Below are 18,364 nucleotides of genomic sequence, written 5' to 3'. Positions count from 1 at the left end.
GGAGATCGCGCGCGCGGTGGACGCGGGCGACCTCGACGCGATCAACGTGCACCCGGTGCCGGCGCAGCAGGCGATCCTCGATGCCTTCCGGCAGCTCGGCTTCACCTTCCGCAGCGCGGACATGGAGCGCGGGCACATCCGGGGGACGCGTCAGTCGCTGCCCTTCTACCAGGAGATCGAGTTCCTGCCGCCGTCGCAGTACCGCGGCCTGCACCAGGTCGAGCTCACCTTCATCTCGGACGGCCGGGAGATGGATGTCGTCCTGGAGATGGACAAGAAGCCGGGTCTGTTCACCGAGGGCAGCGACACCTACCGCTGCTTCCAGGTGGGGCTGCAGTCGTACCAGGGCACGGACTGGGCGGCGTACCTGAACCAGTGGATCGCCAGCGTCGGTTCGCAGCGCAACTGGTTCTAGGCTCGCGACCGCGTCCGTACACGGCGGGCGCGGTCCGATGTCCCCCTATTCCGGAGGTTCAGCAGTGTCAGAGCAGAGCAGGCCGCACCTTCCGCACGACTTCCACCCCGAGGTCGCGGCCTTCACCTTGACGAGCGAGGACGTCTCCCATGGAGCCGACCTGCACGCCGCGCAGGTCCTCACGGGGAAGAACGTCTCGCCCCACCTGCGCTGGGAGGGCTTCCCCGAGGGGACGAAGAGCTTCGCCGTGACCTGCTTCGACCCGGACGCGCCCACGGGCAGCGGGTTCTGGCACTGGGTGCTCTTCGACCTGCCCGTTTCGGTGACGGAGCTGCCGGCCGGGGCGGGCACCGGAGACTTCGCGGGCCTGCCGGAGGGGGCTGTGCACGCGCGGAACGACTACGGCACGAGGGACTTCGGCGGTGCGGCCCCGCCGCGCGGGGAGCGGCACCGCTACGTGTTCACCGTGTACGCGGTGGACCGGGAGCAGCTCGGCCCGGACGAGGACTCGTCGCCGGCGGTCGTCGGATTCCATCTGCGGTTCCACGCCCTGGGGCGCGCTCAGCTCGTCGCCGAGTACGAGGCGCCCGCCGCGCGCTGATCGTTTCCCGAGCGTTCGCCCGGTCCTGGTCTAAAGAAGGCCAGGACCGGGCATTTTTATTGCGTTGTCCCGCGTGGCGCGCGCGGCCAGAGTGGTTGCGGGCCCTGCCGCCAGGGTGGTCGCGGGCCTGCACACGGGAGGTGGGCGAGATGCGGGACACGCTGGTGCTGAATGCGAGCTTCGAGCCGCTGTCGACGGTGACGTTGAATCGGGCCGTGGTTCTGGTGCTCCAGGACAAGGCCGTTGTCGAACAGTCGCACCCCGAGCTGCGTGTGCGCGCGGCCACCATGGATCTTCCGATGCCCCGGGTGATCAGGCTCTGCAGGTACGTCCGGGTGCCCTTCCGAAGACATGCTCCCTGGTCACGGAGGGGGGTGCTGGTCCGGGACCAGCACCGTTGCGCGTACTGCGGGAAGCGCGCGACGACCGTGGACCACGTACTGCCGCGCGCTCAGGGGGGTGGGGACACCTGGCTGAACACGGTGGCCTCCTGCGCCGAGGACAACCACCGCAAGGCGGCGCGGACTCCGGAGGAGGCGGGGATGCCGCTCCTCCGGAAGCCCTTCGTCCCGTCGCCGGCGGACGCGATGCTGCTGGCCCTGGGGGTGGCCGGGCGGGAGTCGCTCCCGGAGTGGCTGGAGCGTTCCGCCTAAGCGGAACTCCCCTGTTCGGTGGAGGCGGTCACGCTGGGCGGCGTAGTTCTTCTACGTCGCTCAGCTGATGAGCAACTGGACGATGGCGATGAGGCCGACCGTCACGATGACCGCGCGCAGGACGGTCGGTGAGAGGCGGCGGCCGACCTTGGCGCCGATCTGGCCGCCGATCGTGGAGCCGATGGCGATGAGGACGACGGCCGTCCAGTCGAACTCGGCGACGAAGAGGAAGACGACGGCCGCGATTCCGTTCACCAGGGCGGCGATGACGTTCTTGACGGCGTTGATGCGCTGCATGTCCTCGCGGAGCAGCAGGCCCATCAGGCCGAGGTAGAGCACTCCCTGGGCGGCGCCGAAGTAGCCGCCGTACGCGCTGGAGAGCAGCATGCCGCCGAGCAGGACCGGTCCCCCGTCGGGGTGGCCGGTGTCGCCTCCGGCGGCTTCCTGGCGTCGGCGCAGCGCGGCGGCGAGCCGCGGCTGGAGGACGACGAGGACCAGGGCCAGCGCGATCAGGACGGGCACGATCGTGTCGAAGGAGTCGGACGGCAGGGTCAGGAGCAGGACCGCGCCCGCGAGTCCGCCGACGAGCGACACGGAACCGAGCCGCAGGACGCGGGCGCGCTGGCCCCGGAGCTCCTTGCGATAGCCGATGGCTCCGCTGATCGAACCGGGCACCAGGCCGAGGGTGTTGGACACGTTCGCGGTGACCGGCGGCAGGCCGGTGGCGAGCAGCACCGGGAAGGTGATCAGGGTGCCGGAGCCGACGATGGTGTTGATCGTGCCCGCGCCGATGCCGGCGGCGAAGACAGCGAGTGATTCCCAGATGGACATGGACGGTGCCATCCCCTTTGCATGAGTGAGTCGCCTCCCCGCCATGAAGGTCGAGGGGCCTCACCGATCATGCAGGAAGGGGATGGCCGGTCAGTCGATGGGGGGCTGTTCGCGGCGTTCCGCGGCGTCCTTGTCCCGTGCGGCCGGGATGCCGCCGCCGTCCTTGCCGGCGTTCTGCGGGTTGAAGCCCGAACCGCCGCCCATGGGGCCGAAGTTGCCCATGGCGCCGGAGAGCCCCTTGAGGGCGTCGCCGATCTCGCTCGGCACGATCCAGAGCTTGTTGGCGTCGCCTTCGGCGATCTTCGGGAGCATCTGGAGGTACTGGTAGGCGAGGAGCTTCTGGTCGGCGTCGCCGGCGTGGATGGACTCGAAGACCGTACGGATCGCCTGTGCCTCACCCTCGGCGCGCAGTGCGGCGGCCTTGGCGTCACCTTCGGCGCGCAGGATGGAGGACTGCTTCTCGCCCTCGGCGCGCAGGATCTCGGACTGCCGGACACCTTCGGCCTGGAGGATCGCGGCGCGCTTGTCGCGGTCGGCGCGCATCTGCTTCTCCATCGAGTCCTGGATGGAGGTCGGCGGCTCGATGGCCTTGAGCTCGACGCGGTTGACGCGGATGCCCCACTTGCCGGTGGCCTCGTCGAGGACTCCGCGCAGGGCCGCGTTGATCTCCTCGCGGGAGGTGAGGGTCCGCTCCAGGTCCATGCCGCCGATGATGTTGCGGAGCGTGGTGACGGTGAGCTGTTCGATGGCCTGGATGTAGCTGGCCACTTCGTACGTCGCGGCCCGGGCGTCGGTCACCTGGTAGTAGATGACGGTGTCGATGTTGACGACCAGGTTGTCCTGGGTGATGACGGGCTGCGGCGGGAACGGGACGACCTGTTCGCGGAGGTCGATCCGGTTGCGGATCGAGTCGATGAACGGGACGACGATGTTGAGGCCCGCGTTGAGGGTGCGGGTGTAGCGGCCGAACCGCTCGACGATGGCGGCGCTGGCCTGCGGGATCACCTGGATCGTCTTGACCAGTGCGATGAAGACCAGAACCACCAGAATGATCAGGACGATGATGATCGGTTGCATGCGGTTCCCCGTGCCCTTCCGGCTGTCTGTGCTGCCCCGTTGATCGGAGTCTCGCAGACCCGCGGGCTGCGAGCAGGCTGCTTGTCACATCACGACGGCGGTCGCCCCGTCGATCTCCACCACGTCCACGGACTGGCCCGGTTCGAAACTGGTGTCCGTGTCGAGGGCGCGTGCCGACCAGACCTCGCCGGCGAGCTTGATGCGTCCCCCGCTGCCGTCGACCCGTTCCAGGACCACGGCGGATCTGCCCCTCAACGCGTCGATGCCGCTGCGGTGTTGGGGGCGCTGGTCGCGGTGCCGGTTGGCGATCGGCCGTACGACGGCGATGAGCGCGACCGACACGATCACGAAGACCAGTACCTGGGCCACCACTTCCCCGCCGAGGGCCGCCGTGACGGCGGCCGCGACCGCGCCGACGGCGAACATGCCGAACTCCGGCATCGCCGTCAGGACGAGGGGGATGCCCAGTCCGACCGCGCCGATGAGCCACCACACCCATGCGTCGATGTCCACATGGTCATGGTAGGTCCGGTGGGCGCGGTCGGGACAGGGTGCGGGAACCCGTTACTGGCCGAGGGGGAGACCCTGGGCGGTCCAGCGGTCGGTCCCGTTGCGCTCGACGACCAGCGGGAGGCCGAAGCAGAGGGAGAGGTTGCGGGAGGTCAGTTCGAGGTCGATCGGTCCCGCGGTGACGACCTTGCCCTGACGGATCATCAGGACGTGGGTGAAGCCGGGGGCGATCTCCTCGACGTGGTGCGTGACCATGACCATCGACGGGGCGAGCGGGTCGCGGGCCAGCCGGCCGAGGCGGCGTACGAGGTCCTCGCGGCCGCCGAGGTCCAGACCGGCGGCGGGCTCGTCGAGGAGCAGCAGCTCGGGGTCGGTCATCAGGGCGCGGGCGATCAGCGTGCGCTTGCGCTCGCCCTCGGAGAGGGTGCCGAACTTGCGGTCGAGGTATTCGGTCATGCCGAGGCGGTCGAGGAAGGCGCGGGCGCGCTGCTCGTCGACGTCCTCGTACTCCTCCTGCCAGGTCGCCGTCATGCCGTAGGCGGCGGTGAGGACGGTCTGCAGGACGGTCTGCCGCTTGGGCAGCTTGTCGGCCATCGCGATGCCGGCGACACCGATGCGGGGGCGCAGCTCGAAGACGTCCACCTTGCCGAGGGTGCTGCCGAGGATGGTGGCGGCGCCCTTGGTGGGGAAGAGGTAGCTGGAGGCGAGGTTCAGCAGTGTGGTCTTGCCGGCGCCGTTGGGGCCGAGGATCACCCAGCGCTCGCCCTCCTTCACCGACCAGGAGACCTGGTCCACCAGAGCCCGGCCCTCGCGGACCACGGATACGTCCACCAGCTCCAGAACATCGCTCATGAGCGTGTTGTCACCCCTTGCAGTCACGGTTTGCTGTGCGCCGGTAGACGCAGCCCCAGGGGAAAACCTACGCCACTCGGAGCGGGGTCCGGGGCCGGGGCCCGGTGCCGGGGCCGATCCGTAAAGTAGGGGGATGCTTTTCGAACCACGTTCAGGGCGCTTGGCCGCCTGGGGGAACGCACAGCTGGCCGGTCTGGTCTCGCCCGACGAGGCCGTGTCGTCGATCGTGGGCGAGGACGCCGTTCACCGGGTGGAGGGGCTGCCGGGTGAGACGGGCCCGGTGGGGCTCTCCCTGGCGCTCGGCCGGCTGCGGGTGCTGGGGGTGGCGGGGCTGCGGGTGGCGCTGCCCGCGCCGGGGCATCCGCTGGGGCTGAGCGGGCCCCCGGAGTTCAACGCGCGGGCGCTGGAGGCGGAGGAGGCGGTCGTCGCGGTGGGCGCGGCGCTGGGCCTGGTGCCGGAGGTGTCCGAGGCCGGGCCGGCCGGGGACGTCCATGTGTCGGTGACCTGGCACGTGCTGCCGGTACGGGAGGCCCCGCCGGCCGACGTGCCCTCGCTGAGCGAGGCGGAGCGGGAGCTGGCGGAGGCGCTGCGCGAGGCGACGGAGGTGCTGACCCGGCTGGACGTGGCGGGGTCCGGGCCGGTCGCGGAGGCCGCGCTGTCGGCGTACCGGGCGCGGGCGGAGGCCGGGCGGGACGCGCTGGCGCCGGGATATCCGCCGCGTGCGGTGCGGGTGCTGGCGCTGGCGCAGCGGGTGGACCTGATGGTGTCGCTGGCGTACGAGAACGGGCACGGGGGCGCGGTGGCCGCGTCGGAGATGGCGGCGCGGGCGGAGGCGCTCCGGCCGGTGGAGCGGGTGGCGCGGCGGGCGCTGGTGGCGGCGTACAACTCGGCCGTTGAGGCGCGCGGGCTGGGCTGAGCCGGGCTCCGCCCCACACCCCGCGCCTCGAACGGCGGCGAGGCTGGAGGGGGCGAAGGGGCTGATCGGGCGCGCCTCGGGTCAGTGCGGGGGTGCTTGCGTCGTGACGCCGGTCGGGCCGTCGCCGACCGGCACGGTCACCGTCCTGCCCGTTCTGGTGTCGATCACCGACAACGAGTCCGAGTCGAAGTTGCTGACGTGGACGCTGCAGCCGTCCGGGCCGACGGCGAGGCCGTTGGGGCCGTCGCCCACGGCGATGGTGTCCGTGACCGCGAGGGTGCGGGGGCTGATCACCGACACGGTGCCCCCGCCGACGTTGGCCACGTAGACGTTCCTGTTGTCCGGGGAGACCGTCACCCTGCTCGGTTCGTGCCCGACCGTGACGGTTTCGACGACCGTCCTGGTTCGGGTGTCGACCACGGACACGGTGTCCGCCGCGGAATCGGTGACATACAGGCGGGCGCCGTCGGGGCTGAGGGCCACGCTGTCGGGCCCGTCTCCCACGGGAACGGTGTCCACGACGGTGCCGGAGCGGGTGTCGACGACCGAGACCGTGTCGGAGTGGAGGTTCGCCACGTAGACGTGGCCCGAGGCACCGTGGGCGGGCCTCGCGGAGGGCGCTGCCGCCCGCGCCCCGGGCGGGTCCGGCAGTCCCGTCAGGCCCACTGCCGCGGCGAGCACGACGGCGGCGCATCGGCCGGTGTACCGGTTCCTCGTCATGCGGGCCACGCTAGGACCGCGGGCGGGGGCGGCGGGTTGAGGCTCGCGCGCGGGTGGGGCGAAGGCCCCCGTCTGCCCGGTGACCGCGTGCGGACGCAACCGAACGGCGCCGCTTCCTGGGGAGAGGAAGGAAGCGGCGCCGCGGGCGGGGTCAGGCCGTGCGGGGCGTCAGGCGTTGACGCCGGTGTTGCCGAAGGCGCCGTTGAGCAGGCCGATCACGTTGACCGTGTTGCCGACCACGTTCACGGGGATGTGCACGGGGACCTGAACCTGGTTCCCGGAGGCCACGCCGGGCGAGCCCAGGGCCTCGCCCTCCGCCGACGCACCGCCGTGCGCCGAGGAGACACCGGCGCCGGCGGCGAGGAGGCCGCCCGCGATCATGGTGACGGCTGCGGCCTTCTTGAAGTTCTTCACGTTCTCGTCCTCCAGTACGTCCGCCGCGACCAGCCGTCGCGGCACGCCTTGGAGAACGGCCGGCCCGCGAGCGGGATACGCCATGTGGGCTACATACACCCGACCGTATGAATCTCAGTCCGGAACGAGACGGTCCGATTTGCTTCGGATCACTCCGCGATTCCGTGCCTGACCGCCCACAATGCGGCCTGGGTCCGATCGGAAAGGTCCAACTTCATCAGGATGTTCGAGACGTGGGTCTTGACCGTCTTCTCGGACAGGACCAGGGCGCGGGCGATCTCCCGGTTGGAGCGGCCGTCGGCGATCAGGCCCAGGACCTCGCGCTCCCGGTCGGTCAGCGAGCCCGGCCGGCCCGCCGGTGAGCCCTGGTCCTCCTGGGAGAGCAGGGCGAGGGCCACTTCCGGCTGGAGGAGCACGTGGCCCGCGTGGACGGACCGGATGGCTCCGGCCAGCGCGTCGGGGTCGATGTCCTTGTAGACGTATCCGGCCGCGCCGGCCCGCAGGGCGGGGACCACGGTCCGCTGCTCCGTGAAGCTGGTGACGATCAGCACCCGGGCCGGGTTCGCCAGCTCGCGCAGCCTGCGCAGCGCCTCGATGCCGTCGGTGCCCGGCATCTTGATGTCCATGAGGATCACGTCGGGCCCCAGCTCCTCGGCCCGGGCGATGCCCTCCTCGCCGTCCGAGGCCTCACCGACCACCTCGATGTCCTCCTGGACCTCCAGGAAGGTGCGCAGGCCCCGCCGGACCACCTGGTGGTCGTCCACCAGCAGTACTCGGATGCCGCCGCCGCTCCGGCCGGTGCTGTCAGCCACCGGGTACCTCCATCTCGATCGTGGTGCCCCGACCGGGCTCCGAGTGCACGGTGAGCCGGCCGCCGACGCCGCTCGCGCGGTCCCGCATGGAGACCAGGCCCAGGTGGCGGCCCGCCCGGCGGACCGTCCCGGGGTCGAAGCCCTTGCCGGTGTCGAGGACCTTGAGGACCGCTCCCCCGGCCTGCGTCCGGGTCAGGGTGACCTCGACGCGGTCGCCGGCCGAGTGGCGCAGGGCGTTGTGCAGGGCCTCCTGGGCGACCCTGAGCAGCGCTTCCTCCTGGGTCGCGGGCAGGGCCCGTACTCCCTCGCAGGTGAAGGTGACGTGCGCGGTGTGGGCGCGGTCGAGGACGTGGACGTGCGTACGCAGGGTGGCGACGAGTCCGTCCTCGTCCAGGGCGGCCGGGCGCAGCTCGGTCACGGCGGCGCGCAGTTCGTCCGCGGCCTCCGCCGCCAGGGCGGCCACCTGCTGGAGCTCGTCCTTGGCCCGGGCGGGGTCGCGGTCGACGAGGGCGGCGGCGGCCTGGGCGGTGAGGCGCAGGGAGAAGAGCTTCTGGCTGACGGCGTCGTGCAGCTCGTGGGCCAGCCGGGAGCGCTCCTCGGCGATGGTGAGCTCGCGGCTGCGTTCGTAGAGGTGGGCGTTGGTGAGGGCGATGGCGGCGTGCTGGGCGAGGAGGGAGAGGAGTTCCTGGTCCTCGTCGGTGAAGCCCTGCCGGCCGTCGGGGGCACCGCCGCGCTTGTTCGCGAGGAAGAGGGCGCCCAGGGTCTCCTCCCCGTCGCGTACGGGCATGCCGAGGAAGTCGGACATCTCCGGGTGCGCCGCCGGCCAGCCCTCGAAGCGCGGGTCCTCGCGTACGTCGGCCAGGCGCTCGGGGCCTCCCTCGTGGAGCATCGCCGCGAGGATGCCGTGCTGGCGGGGCAGCGGGCCGATGCGGCGCCACTGCTCGGGGCTGATGCCGTCCACGACGAACTGGGCGAAGCCGCCGTGGTCGTCCGGGACGCCCAGGGCCGCGTACTCGGCGTCCAGGAGTTCGCGGGCGGACACGACGATCGTGCGCAGGACGTCGCGGACCTCCAGGCGGCGGCTCATGGCGAGCAGTGCGGTGCTCACGGCGGCCAGGCCGCTGGGGGGCCCGCCGTGCGGGGGGCTACCGGTCATGGGGTCACCGTACCCGCGGCCGTGACCTGCGGGATCGGGCCGCGGACGTAGGTCGAAGGGCCCTGCGCGGGTGGGGCTCGTGGCCGAGGCGGCGGGGGTGGGCCGTTCCTAGGTTGGGGGCATCTGCTGATCGGGACGGAAGGCGAGGGTGCTGTCATGTCGGTGGCGATCGTGACGGGGGCGTCCAGGGGGCTCGGCCGGGCAGTGGCCGGGGAGCTTGCGGCGCGGGGATGGGACCTGGTGCTGAGCGCACGGGGTGCCGCGGCGCTGGAGGAGGCGGCGGCCGGCCTGGCGCCCGGGGCCCGGGTGGTGCCGGTGGCCGGGGACGTGTCCTCGGCGGCGCACCGGGCGGCGCTGGTGGCGGCGGCGCGGGAGCTGGGCGGGCTGGACCTGCTGGTGAACAACGCGGGGGTACTGGGGGCCGAGCCGCTGGTACCGCTGGCGGAGCACACGCTGGACGGGCTGCGCGAGGCGTTCGAGGTCAATGTGGTGGGGCCGCTGGGGCTGGTCCAGGAGGGGCTGCCGCTGCTGCGGGCGGCGCGGGCCGGAGCGGTGCTGAACATCAGCTCGGACGCGGCGGTGGTGGCGTACCCGACGTGGGGGGCGTACGGGGCGACCAAGGCGGCGGGGGACCTGGTGTCGGCCGTGCTGGCGGTGGAGGAGCCGGAGCTGCGGGTGTGGTGGGCCGACCCGGGGTCGATGCGGACGCGGATGATGGCGGCGGCCGAGCCGGGCGAGGACCTGGCGGGGCTGCCGACGCCGGAGGAGGTGGCTCCGGCGCTGGTGCGGCTGGTGGAGCGGGCGCTGCCGAGCGGGCGCTACACGGCGGGGGAGCTCGCGGCGGAGGCGGCTCCGGGGGTGGGCCCGGGGGTGGGCCCGGAGGCGGGTACGGGGGCCGGACCGGGGGCCCGGCGGTGAGGGGGCATCGGGCCCTGCGGGAAGAGGGTCTATATATAACGGACATACCACCCCATTTGCTGGCCCGGATTCCGGCCGAGCAGCGGGGTCCGGGGCTGGACCGTGACGCCGTGCGGCTGCTGGTGTCCCGGGGCGGCGACCAGGTGTCACTGCACGAGTTCCGTGCGCTGCCCGGGCTGCTGCGGGCCGGGGACGTCCTGGTGGTGAACACCTCGGCCACGCTGGCGGCCGCCGTGGACGCCCGGCTGGGCGGCGAGGACCTGGTGGTGCACTTCTCGACCCGGGGCGACGACGACCGCTGGGCGGTGGAGCTGCGCCACCCCGCCGGCGACGGGACGACCCGGCCGCGGGCGGGCGGTCCGGCCGGGGCGGTGCTGGAGCTGCCGGGCGGCCACCGCCTCACCCTCGAGGAGCCCCTGGCGGCGGGCGCGGACCGGTTGTGGTGGGCGCGCCCCTCGCCCGGGCCGCAGGGGGTGCCCGGGCTGCTGCGGGCGTACGGGCGGCCGATCCGGTACGCGTACACGGAGCGCGACCAGCCGCTCTCGGCCTATCAGACGGTCTTCGCGGTACCGGCCGCCGACGGGTCGGGCTCGGCGGAGATGCCGAGCGCGGGCCGGCCCTTCACGGCGGAGCTGGTGGCGCGGCTGGTGAGCCGGGGGGTGCAGTTCGCCCCGCTGGTCCTGCACACGGGCGTGGCCTCGCAGGAGGCGCACGAGCCTCCCTATCCGGAGCGGTACGAGGTGTCCGCCGCGACGGCGGGGCTGGTGAACGCCGCACGGGCGGCCGGCGGGCGGGTCATCGCGGTGGGGACCACGGCGGTACGGGCCCTGGAGTCGGCCGCGGACGCGCGGGGGCGGGTGCGCCCGGCCGCCGGGTGGACCGATCTGGTGGTGACCCCGGAGCGCGGGGTACGAGCGGTGGACGGGCTGCTGACCGGGCTGCACGAGCCCGGGGCGTCCCACCTGCTGATGCTGGAGGCGGTCGCGGGGCGGGCCGCCGTACGGCTCGGGTATGCCGAGGCGGTGGCCCGGCTCTGCCTCTGGCACGAGTTCGGGGACGTCCATCTGCTACTCAAGGATGACAACCGTGACGATATGGATTGCTGCAGCAACGCACGGTAAAACCGTCTCATCCCCGATGTGACCCCGCACATAGGACCCACATCACTTACGAAGCTGCCTAGTGGACGAATAAAGACCCTGTCAGTGCTGTCCCACCTAGCGCCGAGGTCCGAAATCGGGCCTCGGCGCCCGCACGTGATCCACTAAGCGGGATCGTACGTCACACCTTTGCCACAGGATTTTGCCGCCGCTAAGAATTGCTCCCGTCGCACAGCACCGCGGATCCCCGGATCCACAAAGCGCCTTCCTGCGACTCCCGCTATTCGAAGAGGTTGCCCCGCCATGTCTGCTTCCCGCACCCCCGGTCACAGTCGTCTGACGAAGGCACACAAGCTGTCCATCGCCGGTGTCGCCACGCTGAGCGCCGCCGCCGTCGCCTTCTCCCTCGCACCGGCCGACGCCGCCGAGGCCCAGACGGTCAACGCCGCTCCCGTCGCCTGGACCCAGGCCGTCGGTGGCGCGCAGACGAAGACGCTGCAGGGCCGCCTCTCCGCACAGCAGGTCATCTCCCAGGCGAACGCCAAGGCCGCGGCCAAGATCAAGGCCGACGCCGACGCCAAGGCCAAGGCCGAGGCCGCCGCGAAGAAGGCCCGCGAGCAGAAGGCTGCCGCCAGCCGCTCCGCCGCCCGCACCCCGGTCTTCGCGAACAACCTCGACGGCTGGATCAAGGAAGCCCTCTTCATCATGAAGAAGGAGGGCATTCCGGGCACCTACGCCGGGATCCACAAGAACGTCATGCGCGAGTCCAGCGGTAACCCGATGGCGATCAACAACTGGGACATCAACGCCCAGAACGGCATCCCCAGCAAGGGTCTGCTCCAGGTCATCTACCCGACCTTCAAGGCGTACCACGTCAAGGGCACCAAGTTCGACCAGTACGACCCGGTCGCGAACATCGTCGCCGCCTGCAACTACGCGGCCGACCGCTACGGCTCCATGGACAACGTCAACAGCGCCTACTAGGCCTCGGCGTAGCCCAGCCCCCCATGCGCCTCAGGGCGGCACCCGGACTTCCGGATGCCGCCCTGAGGCGTTTGCCGTGCGTGCGCGCGGGTCGTCCCGCCCGCGTCTACTTGCCCGCGCGCATGACCTCGGGCTCGTGGCGGCGCAGCAGGCGCTGCACCGCGAAGCCGCAGGCGACGCCGATGAGCAGCAGGATGGTGATGTTCAGGCTCCACTGGCCGACCGTGGCGTCCCAGAGCGGGTCGGTGTTGGTCGGGTTCTCCGCGTCCCACGGCGGCATGAGCTTGCCGAGGTTCAGCGTGGTGCCGGCGGCGGCGATGGCCCAGCGGGACGGCATCAGCCAGGCGAACTGCTCCAGGCCCGGGGAGTCGTACACCTGGAAGAGGATGCCGGTGAAGACGACCTGGACGATCGCGAACATGACCAGCAGCGGCATGGTCTTCTCGGCGGTCTTCACCAGCGAGGAGATCACCAGGCCGAACATCATCGAGGTGAAGCCGAGCGCGATGACCGACAGGCAGATCTCGACGGCCGGCGGCATGATCAGGCCCTCGGCGGGCAGGTCGCGCGGGAAGAAGCCGATCGCGCAGATGATCACGCCCTGGATGGCCGTGATGACGCCGAGGACGATCACCTTCGACATGAGGTACGCGGACCGGTACAGGCCGGTCGCGCGTTCCCGCTCGTAGATGACCCGTTCCTTGATCAGCTCGCGGACCGAGTTGGCCGCACCCGAGAAGCACATGCCGACCGCGAGGATCAGCATGATCGTGCCGGCGTCGCCGTTGAAGCGGGACGGCGCGACGGGCGGCGCGAGGCCGAACTTCGCCGGGATCACCGTGGAGACCACGCCCAGGACCGCGGGCAGGAGCACCATCAGGGCCAGGAAGCCCACGTCCGACGCGATCACCGAGACGTAGCGGCGCATCAGCGTCCACAGCTGCGAGCCCCAGCCCTGCGGCTTGGTCGGGCGCATGTGCTGGGCCGGGGGCATCGCCACGGACTGCGGGGCGACCGCGTCGAGGTCGGCGGCGTACAGCTGGTAGTGCTGGGAGCCCTTCCAGCGGCCGGCCCAGTCGTAGTCGCGGTAGTTCTCGAAGGCCGAGAACACGTCCGCCCACGTGGTGTAGCCGAAGAAGTTCAGCGCGTCGTCCGGCGGGCCGAAGTACGCGACCGAGCCGCCCGGGGCCATGACCAGCAGCTTGTCGCAGATGGCCAGCTCGGCGACCGAGTGGGTGACGACGAGGACCGTGCGGCCGTCGTCGGCGAGGCCGCGCAGCAGCTGCATGACGTCGCGGTCCATGCCCGGGTCGAGGCCCGAGGTGGGCTCGTCCAGGAAGATCAGCGAGGGCTTGGTGAGCAGCTCCAGGGCCACGGACACGCGCTTGCGCTGACCACCCGAGAGCGCGGTGATCTTCTTGTCCTTGTGGATGTCGAGCTTGAGCTCGCGCAGCACCTCGTCGATACGGGCCGCGCGCTCGGACTCGGCGGTGTCGCCGGGGAAGCGGAGCTTGGCCGCGTACTTCAGGGCCGTGCGGACGCGCAGCTCCTTGTGCAGGATGTCGTCCTGCGGGACCAGGCCGATGCGCTGGCGGAGCTCCGCGAACTGCTTGTACAGGTTGCGGTTGTCGTAGAGGACGTCGCCCTGGTCGGCGGGCCGGTAGCCGGTCAGCGCCTTGAGCAGGGTGGACTTGCCGGAGCCCGAGGGCCCGATGACGCCGATGAGCGACTTCTCCGGGACGCCGAAGGTGACGTCCTTGAGGATCTGCTTGCCGCCGTCGACCGTGACGGTGAGGTGGCGGGCCGAGAAGGAGACCTCGCCGGTGTCGACGAACTCCTCCAGGCGGTCGCCGACGATCCGGAAGGTCGAGTGACCGACGCCGACGATGTCGTTCGGGCCGAGCAGCGCGGTGCCGGACTTCGCCAGCGGCTGGCCGTTGACGTAGGTGCCGTTGTGGCTGCCGAGGTCGTGGATCTCGAAGCGGCCGCCGGGCATCGAGCGGAACTCGGCGTGGTGGCGGGAGACCTGGAGGTCGGAGACCACCAGCTCGTTCTCCAGCGCACGGCCGATGCGCATGACGTGGCCCAGCGAGAGCTGGTGGAACGTCGTCGGGCTGCGGTCTCCGTAGGCCGGGGCCCCGCCCTGCGCCGGGCGGGGTGCGGCGGCGCCCTGCTGGTGCGGGAGGTGGACCTGCGGCTGCTGCGGCTGCTGCTGTGCGTGCTGCTGCTGTTCCCAGGCCTGGTGCTGGGGCTGCTGCTGCGGGGCCTGGTAGGCCGGGGCCTGCGGCTGGGCGTACGCCTGGGCCGGGGCCTGCTGTGCCTGCTGCGCCACGGCCGGCTGCGGCGCGGCGGCGCCGGCCGCGCTCAGATTCAGCCGCGGTCCGTCCGTCGCGTTGCCCAGGTGGACCGGCGTGCCGGGCACGAGCTCGGTCTGCTGGACCCTGGCCCCGTGCACGTAGGTGCCGTTGGTGCTGCCGTGGTCCTCGATGCCCCAACCCCGGCCGTTCCAGGCGATGGTGGCATGCCGCCACGACACCCGGGCATCGTCGATCACCACGTCTCCCTGGGGGTCACGCCCCAGCGAGTACGACCTGGACGGATCGAGCGTCCAGGTCCTTCCATTCAATTCCAGTACGAGTTCCGGCACTCCAGCCCCACTTAAGTCCCCCGAGAATCCCCCATGACGTCAGGGAGTCTAGGGATGGCGAACATCCGGGGGAACTATTTCAGGCCCACAGCCGTATGTGGAATCCGGGCCTTGCCGGGGCGTCTACGACGGCCCGTTGACGGGGTCGAAAGTCACCCGGAGAGTGAGATACGGGACTTCTCGCCCGGGTGGTCCCGTCGCGTACCGCTCGGTAGGCATCGGGGGTTCAGCGTATGCGCCGCATCCGTTGGGGGGACGTGCTGCTGTCCGCCGTCGCCGCCGTGGGCTGGTCCCTGATCGTGATGGCCTCGGTGGCCGGACTCGGGCTGCACCTGCTGGGCGCCGACGCCACCGACGCCGCGGGAGGCTCGCTCGGCGCGATGACGGCCGCCACGGTGGTGCTCGCGGTCGGTGGAACCGTGACCCCCTCGGGTGACGTCTCGGTCCTCGGAGTCACCGGTACGGGCGCCGAATCCTCCCTGGACTTCATGCCCTTGGGGGTGTCGCTGGCCGGGGCACTGGTGCTGGCGTCGCTGTTCCTGCGTTCGCTCCGGGCCGGGGCGGGCCACGGGGAGACGGCGGCCAGGGTGGCGGTCCTCGCGGCGCTGTTCGTCGCGACGGCGGGCGGGCTGTCGTGGGCCGGGCACGACGTGGTCACCCTCGACGGGACGCTGCCGCTGCCGGAGACTCCCGCGAAGGTCGAGATCCCCGGGATCGGGGACATCGGCGGGCTGCTCCCGGACCGCATCGGGGACCTGATCGAGACGCGGACCCGGGTCGGGTTCTCGGTAGAGCTCGGGCCGACCCTGCTGGGCGCGGGGGTGTGGGTGCTCGCCGTACTGGCGCTCGCGCTGCTGGTCTCGCGGCGCGGGCCGGCCGCGGCGGCCCGGTGGCGCCCGGCCGTCTCGGCCGTGGTGGCGATGCCGCTGGTCGCGGTGGCGGCCGGGTGGGCCACGGCGGTGTGGGCGGCGCTGGGCGACGACCAGCCGCGGCGGGTGCTGGGCGGGGCGCTGCTGGGGGCACCGAACGGGAGCTGGCTGGGGGTGCTGCTGGGGCTGTTCGTGCCGCTGCGCGGCCGGGTCACGGGGGCTCCGGCCCGGCTGCTGCCCGATCCGCTGGACGGTCTGTGGGCGGCGTCGGCGCGGGAGCCGGTGACGGTGGCCCGCCTCGCGGAGTCCGACGGGCGGGTCTGGCTGCTGGTCACGGGGGCGGCCCTGCTGCTGCTCCACGCGGGTGTGCTGGCGGCCGTACGGACTCCCGGGCGCGGGATCCTGGGGTGCGCGGCGCGGCTGTCGGCCGCGACGGGGGTGGCCCTCGCGGTACTGGTGTGGCTGACGGGTTTCTCGGCGGACTCCTCGCTCGCGGTGCTGGGCGTGGACGTGGTGGATGCGGGGGTGGAGCTGCGGGGGGACGTCCCGTACGCGCTGCTGCTGGGCGCGCTCTGGGGAGCGGCGGCCGGAGCGGCGGGTGCGCTGCTGACCCGCCGCCGGCGGGCGGCCCCGCCGGATCCGTACACCGGGGCCGGCGGGACGGGCCGGCGCGACCGGCGGCACGGCCTCCCCGACCCGGACGCGCCCACGGCCGCCTGCCCGGGGAGTCCCGTCGGCCGGGGCCGGCCGGGTCCGCCGCCGGGGTGGGCGCACCCGTACCCGGATCCGGACGTCTCCTGGGACGTGACGGTCACGGGAGTCCCGCCGCGCCCGCCGAGGCCCGCGCGGCCCGCCCGGCGGCCGCCCTTCACCCCGCCTCCGCCGCCGGGCGCCCCGCCGCCGCCCCCGAGGCCCCCCGGACCGCCGGGGCCGACGCCACAGGCCCGGCGCGATCCGGAAGGCACCCCCTAGTCGCGTCCGCCCGGCCGGGCGACCGGCGCGTTCAGGAAATGGGACGGGGGTCCTGTCCAGTGAGCCGGGAAGATACGGTGAGGGCACCATGAGCGCATCGCAGACCTCCGACGTCCCCACCCTCCTCGTCAAGATCTTCGGCAAGGACCGTCCCGGGATCACCGCCGGGCTGTTCGACACCCTCGCCGCCTACTCCGTCGACGTCGTCGACATCGAGCAGGTCGTCACCCGTGGCCGCATCGTCCTGTGCGCCCTCGTCACCAAGCCCGCCGGCGGAGCCGAGGGCGACCTGCGGGCCACCGTCCACAGCTGGGCCGAATCCCTCAGGATGCAGGCCGAGATCCTCTCCGGTACCGGTGACAACCGGCCGCGCGGCAGCGGCCGCTCGCATGTCACCGTGCTCGGACACCCGCTCACCGCCGAGTCCACGGCGGCCATCGCCTCGAAGATCACCGGCACCGGCGGCAACATCGACCGCATCTTCCGGCTCGCCAAGTATCCGGTGACGGCGGTGGAGTTCGCCGTCTCCGGTGTCGAGACCGAACCGCTGCGCACCGAGTTGGCCACCGCCTCCGCGCACATCGGCGTGGACGTGGCCGTGGTCTCGGCCGGACTGCACCGCCGGGCCCAGCGCCTGGTCGTCATGGACGTGGACTCGACCCTCATCCAGGACGAGGTCATCGAGCTGTTCGCCGCGCACGCCGGGTGCGAGGCCGAGGTCGCCGAGGTCACCGAGCGGGCCATGCGCGGTGAGCTGGACTTCGAGCAGTCGCTGCACGCCCGGGTGGCGCTGCTCGCGGGTCTGGACGCGTCCGTCGTGGACAAGGTCCGCGCCGAGGTGCAGCTGACGCCGGGCGCGCGGACCCTGATCCGTACGCTCAAGCGGCTCGGCTACCAGGTGGGTGTGGTCTCCGGCGGCTTCACCCAGGTGACGGACGATCTGCGGGAGCGGCTGGGGCTGGACTTCGCCTCCGCCAACACCCTGGAGATCGTCGACGGGAAGCTGACGGGCAAGGTCACGGGCGAGATCGTGGACCGGGCGGGCAAGGCCCGGCTGCTGCGCCGTTTCGCCGCGGAGGCCGACGTACCGCTGTCCCAGACGGTGGCCATCGGTGACGGCGCCAACGACCTGGACATGCTGAACGCGGCCGGGCTGGGCGTGGCCTTCAACGCCAAGCCGGTGGTCCGGGAGGCCGCGCACACCGCCGTGAACGTGCCCTTCCTCGACGCGGTGCTGTACCTGCTCGGGATCACGCGTGAGGAGATCGAGGCCGCCGACCTGGCCTGACCCCGGCGAAAGCGCGAAAGCGAACGGGCCCCGGCAGCCGGTGCGGCTGCCGGGGCCCGACGGCGTTCCGGGGCCCGTCGGCGTCCTGGGACCGCCGGTCAGAGGCCCTTGGGGGTCCAGTAGTCGAGCAGGGTGCCCACGTTGTGTTCCACGGACTTCCACGATCCGGTGAAGGAGACCACGGCGAGGGCCGCGGTCGGGAAGCCGGTACGGCTCATGCGCGTCAGGGTGTCGCCCTCCGCGCGCCCCGAGAGGGCGTCGGCGAGGGCGTGCATGCCGGGATTGTGCCCGATGACGAGGAGGTCGGAGACCTCGTCGGAGGTCTCGTTGAGCAGCGCGATGAGCTCGCCCAGCGAGGCGTCGTAGAGCCGCTCCTCGTAGTGGGTCTTCGGCCGGTGCGGCATCTCCTGGACGGCGAGCTTCCAGGTCTCGCGGGTGCGGGCGGCGGTGGAGCACAGGGCGAGGTCGAAGACGATGCCGGTTTCGGCGAGCTTCAGACCGACGGCCGGCGCGTCCTTGCGGCCTCGTTCCGCGAGCGGGCGATCGTGGTCGGACACCTCGGGCCAGTCGGCCTTGGCGTGCCGGAGGAGGGCGATCCTGCGGGGTGTGTCGGCGCTCATGACTCCCAG

At 72.2% G+C, this 18,364-nt stretch carries 19 protein-coding genes (1 of these 19 running past the window's edge); 9 read left to right on the top strand and 10 right to left on the bottom strand.

What is annotated here, in order from left to right:
• From Sspor_RS31770 to Sspor_RS31760, 3 genes are all read left to right on the top strand, one after another.
• A protein-coding gene (locus tag Sspor_RS31770; protein WP_030010486.1) for a sporulation protein crosses the window boundary here: on the top strand, positions 1-415 show its 3' portion. Its footprint begins 368 nt before the window's first position; 415 of the gene's 783 nt are visible here — the last part of the coding sequence; the start codon falls outside the window, past its left edge; it ends in the stop codon at positions 413-415.
• 64 nt (positions 416-479) lie between these two features.
• Positions 480-1,016, top strand: coding sequence for a YbhB/YbcL family Raf kinase inhibitor-like protein (locus Sspor_RS31765; protein ID WP_202202165.1), 537 nt, complete (start codon positions 480-482; stop codon positions 1,014-1,016).
• 149 nt (positions 1,017-1,165) lie between these two features.
• A complete protein-coding gene (locus tag Sspor_RS31760; protein ID WP_202202164.1) occupies positions 1,166-1,669 on the top strand; it encodes an HNH endonuclease in 504 nt (167 codons plus the stop codon).
• Positions 1,670-1,729: 60 nt separating this feature from the next.
• On the opposite strand, the gene Sspor_RS31755 is transcribed toward Sspor_RS31760, so the two are convergent.
• The 4 genes from Sspor_RS31755 to Sspor_RS31740 all read right to left on the bottom strand — a co-directional run bounded on the left by Sspor_RS31755 (position 1,730) and on the right by Sspor_RS31740 (position 4,939).
• Positions 1,730-2,500 (bottom strand): sulfite exporter TauE/SafE family protein, encoded by a 771-nt coding sequence (locus tag Sspor_RS31755; RefSeq protein WP_202202163.1) that lies wholly within the window; start codon positions 2,498-2,500, stop codon positions 1,730-1,732.
• Positions 2,501-2,590: 90 nt separating this feature from the next.
• A complete protein-coding gene (locus tag Sspor_RS31750; protein ID WP_033220549.1) occupies positions 2,591-3,577 on the bottom strand; it encodes an SPFH domain-containing protein in 987 nt (328 codons plus the stop codon).
• An 84-nt stretch (positions 3,578-3,661) separates the two neighbouring features.
• Positions 3,662-4,090, bottom strand: coding sequence for an NfeD family protein (locus tag Sspor_RS31745; RefSeq protein WP_202202162.1), 429 nt, complete (start codon positions 4,088-4,090; stop codon positions 3,662-3,664).
• Positions 4,091-4,141: 51 nt separating this feature from the next.
• Positions 4,142-4,939 (bottom strand): ABC transporter ATP-binding protein, encoded by a 798-nt coding sequence (locus Sspor_RS31740; protein ID WP_202202161.1) that lies wholly within the window; start codon positions 4,937-4,939, stop codon positions 4,142-4,144.
• Positions 4,940-5,072: 133 nt separating this feature from the next.
• On the opposite strand from Sspor_RS31740, the gene Sspor_RS31735 reads away from it, so the two are divergent.
• A complete protein-coding gene (locus Sspor_RS31735; RefSeq protein WP_202202160.1) occupies positions 5,073-5,855 on the top strand; it encodes an Rv1486c family protein in 783 nt (260 codons plus the stop codon).
• An 81-nt stretch (positions 5,856-5,936) separates the two neighbouring features.
• Here Sspor_RS31735 and Sspor_RS31730 read toward each other — a convergent pair whose 3' ends face one another.
• The 4 genes from Sspor_RS31730 to Sspor_RS31715 form a co-directional block, all read right to left on the bottom strand.
• On the bottom strand, positions 5,937-6,575 hold the full coding sequence (locus Sspor_RS31730; RefSeq protein WP_202202159.1) for a YncE family protein: 639 nt from the start codon (positions 6,573-6,575) through the stop codon (positions 5,937-5,939).
• 168 nt (positions 6,576-6,743) lie between these two features.
• Positions 6,744-6,989, bottom strand: a complete 246-nt coding sequence (locus tag Sspor_RS31725) for a chaplin (protein WP_202203995.1) — start codon at positions 6,987-6,989, stop codon at positions 6,744-6,746.
• Between the two features lie 149 nt (positions 6,990-7,138).
• Positions 7,139-7,801 carry a response regulator gene (locus Sspor_RS31720; RefSeq protein ID WP_202202158.1) on the bottom strand — a complete coding sequence of 221 codons (663 nt, stop codon included), beginning with the start codon at positions 7,799-7,801 and terminating at the stop codon, positions 7,139-7,141.
• Positions 7,794-8,957, bottom strand: coding sequence for a GAF domain-containing sensor histidine kinase (locus tag Sspor_RS31715; RefSeq protein WP_202202157.1), 1,164 nt, complete (start codon positions 8,955-8,957; stop codon positions 7,794-7,796). The genes Sspor_RS31720 and Sspor_RS31715 overlap by 8 nt, the downstream gene beginning before the upstream one ends.
• 156 nt (positions 8,958-9,113) lie before the next feature.
• Here Sspor_RS31715 and Sspor_RS31710 point away from each other — a divergent pair, with 156 nt between their 5' ends.
• The 3 genes from Sspor_RS31710 to Sspor_RS31700 all read left to right on the top strand — a co-directional run bounded on the left by Sspor_RS31710 (position 9,114) and on the right by Sspor_RS31700 (position 11,959).
• On the top strand, positions 9,114-9,875 hold the full coding sequence (locus Sspor_RS31710; RefSeq protein WP_202202156.1) for an SDR family NAD(P)-dependent oxidoreductase: 762 nt from the start codon (positions 9,114-9,116) through the stop codon (positions 9,873-9,875).
• Entirely contained in the window at positions 9,872-10,996 is a 1,125-nt protein-coding gene (locus tag Sspor_RS31705) for an S-adenosylmethionine:tRNA ribosyltransferase-isomerase (RefSeq protein ID WP_373318859.1), read from the top strand. Before Sspor_RS31710 ends, Sspor_RS31705 begins: the two co-directional genes overlap by 4 nt.
• A 282-nt stretch (positions 10,997-11,278) precedes the next feature.
• Complete coding sequence (locus Sspor_RS31700) at positions 11,279-11,959, top strand: transglycosylase SLT domain-containing protein (protein WP_202202155.1); 681 nt, start codon at positions 11,279-11,281, stop codon at positions 11,957-11,959.
• A 106-nt stretch (positions 11,960-12,065) separates the two neighbouring features.
• Here the strand turns inward: Sspor_RS31700 and Sspor_RS31695 are convergent, their stop codons facing one another.
• Positions 12,066-14,606 (bottom strand): ABC transporter ATP-binding protein/permease, encoded by a 2,541-nt coding sequence (locus Sspor_RS31695; RefSeq protein ID WP_202202154.1) that lies wholly within the window; start codon positions 14,604-14,606, stop codon positions 12,066-12,068.
• A gap of 233 nt (positions 14,607-14,839) precedes the next feature.
• On the opposite strand from Sspor_RS31695, the gene Sspor_RS31690 reads away from it, so the two are divergent.
• The gene (locus tag Sspor_RS31690) at positions 14,840-16,447 is read left to right on the top strand and encodes a streptophobe family protein (protein ID WP_202202153.1); all 1,608 of its coding nucleotides are present in this window, start codon (positions 14,840-14,842) and stop codon (positions 16,445-16,447) included.
• Between the two features lie 88 nt (positions 16,448-16,535).
• Entirely contained in the window at positions 16,536-17,735 is a 1,200-nt protein-coding gene (serB, locus tag Sspor_RS31685) for a phosphoserine phosphatase SerB (protein WP_202202152.1), read from the top strand.
• Between the two features lie 98 nt (positions 17,736-17,833).
• Here serB and Sspor_RS31680 read toward each other — a convergent pair whose 3' ends face one another.
• Positions 17,834-18,355, bottom strand: coding sequence for a SixA phosphatase family protein (locus Sspor_RS31680; RefSeq protein WP_202202151.1), 522 nt, complete (start codon positions 18,353-18,355; stop codon positions 17,834-17,836).
• Between the last annotated feature and the right edge of the window lie 9 nt (positions 18,356-18,364).

Origin of the sequence: Streptomyces spororaveus (genome assembly GCF_016755875.1) — a bacterium.
GTDB classification, from domain to species: Bacteria; Actinomycetota; Actinomycetes; order Streptomycetales; family Streptomycetaceae; genus Streptomyces; species Streptomyces spororaveus.
This window is presented reverse-complemented; position numbering and strand designations above follow the sequence as displayed.

What these genes read in the sequence shown, in the direction of transcription:
- Sspor_RS31700 (WP_202202155.1), top strand. Translation starts at nt 11,279, where the DNA reads ATGTCTGCTTCCCGCACCCCCGGTCACAGTCGTCTGACGAAGGCACAC.
- Sspor_RS31740 (WP_202202161.1), bottom strand. Translation starts at nt 4,939, where the DNA reads ATGAGCGATGTTCTGGAGCTGGTGGACGTATCCGTGGTCCGCGAGGGC.
- Sspor_RS31760 (WP_202202164.1), top strand. Translation starts at nt 1,166, where the DNA reads ATGCGGGACACGCTGGTGCTGAATGCGAGCTTCGAGCCGCTGTCGACG.
- Sspor_RS31715 (WP_202202157.1), bottom strand. Translation starts at nt 8,957, where the DNA reads ATGACCGGTAGCCCCCCGCACGGCGGGCCCCCCAGCGGCCTGGCCGCC.
- Sspor_RS31710 (WP_202202156.1), top strand. Translation starts at nt 9,114, where the DNA reads ATGTCGGTGGCGATCGTGACGGGGGCGTCCAGGGGGCTCGGCCGGGCA.
- Sspor_RS31730 (WP_202202159.1), bottom strand. Translation starts at nt 6,575, where the DNA reads ATGACGAGGAACCGGTACACCGGCCGATGCGCCGCCGTCGTGCTCGCC.
- Sspor_RS31735 (WP_202202160.1), top strand. Translation starts at nt 5,073, where the DNA reads ATGCTTTTCGAACCACGTTCAGGGCGCTTGGCCGCCTGGGGGAACGCA.
- Sspor_RS31755 (WP_202202163.1), bottom strand. Translation starts at nt 2,500, where the DNA reads ATGTCCATCTGGGAATCACTCGCTGTCTTCGCCGCCGGCATCGGCGCG.
- Sspor_RS31690 (WP_202202153.1), top strand. Translation starts at nt 14,840, where the DNA reads ATGCGCCGCATCCGTTGGGGGGACGTGCTGCTGTCCGCCGTCGCCGCC.
- serB (WP_202202152.1), top strand. Translation starts at nt 16,536, where the DNA reads ATGAGCGCATCGCAGACCTCCGACGTCCCCACCCTCCTCGTCAAGATC.
- Sspor_RS31750 (WP_033220549.1), bottom strand. Translation starts at nt 3,577, where the DNA reads ATGCAACCGATCATCATCGTCCTGATCATTCTGGTGGTTCTGGTCTTC.
- Sspor_RS31680 (WP_202202151.1), bottom strand. Translation starts at nt 18,355, where the DNA reads ATGAGCGCCGACACACCCCGCAGGATCGCCCTCCTCCGGCACGCCAAG.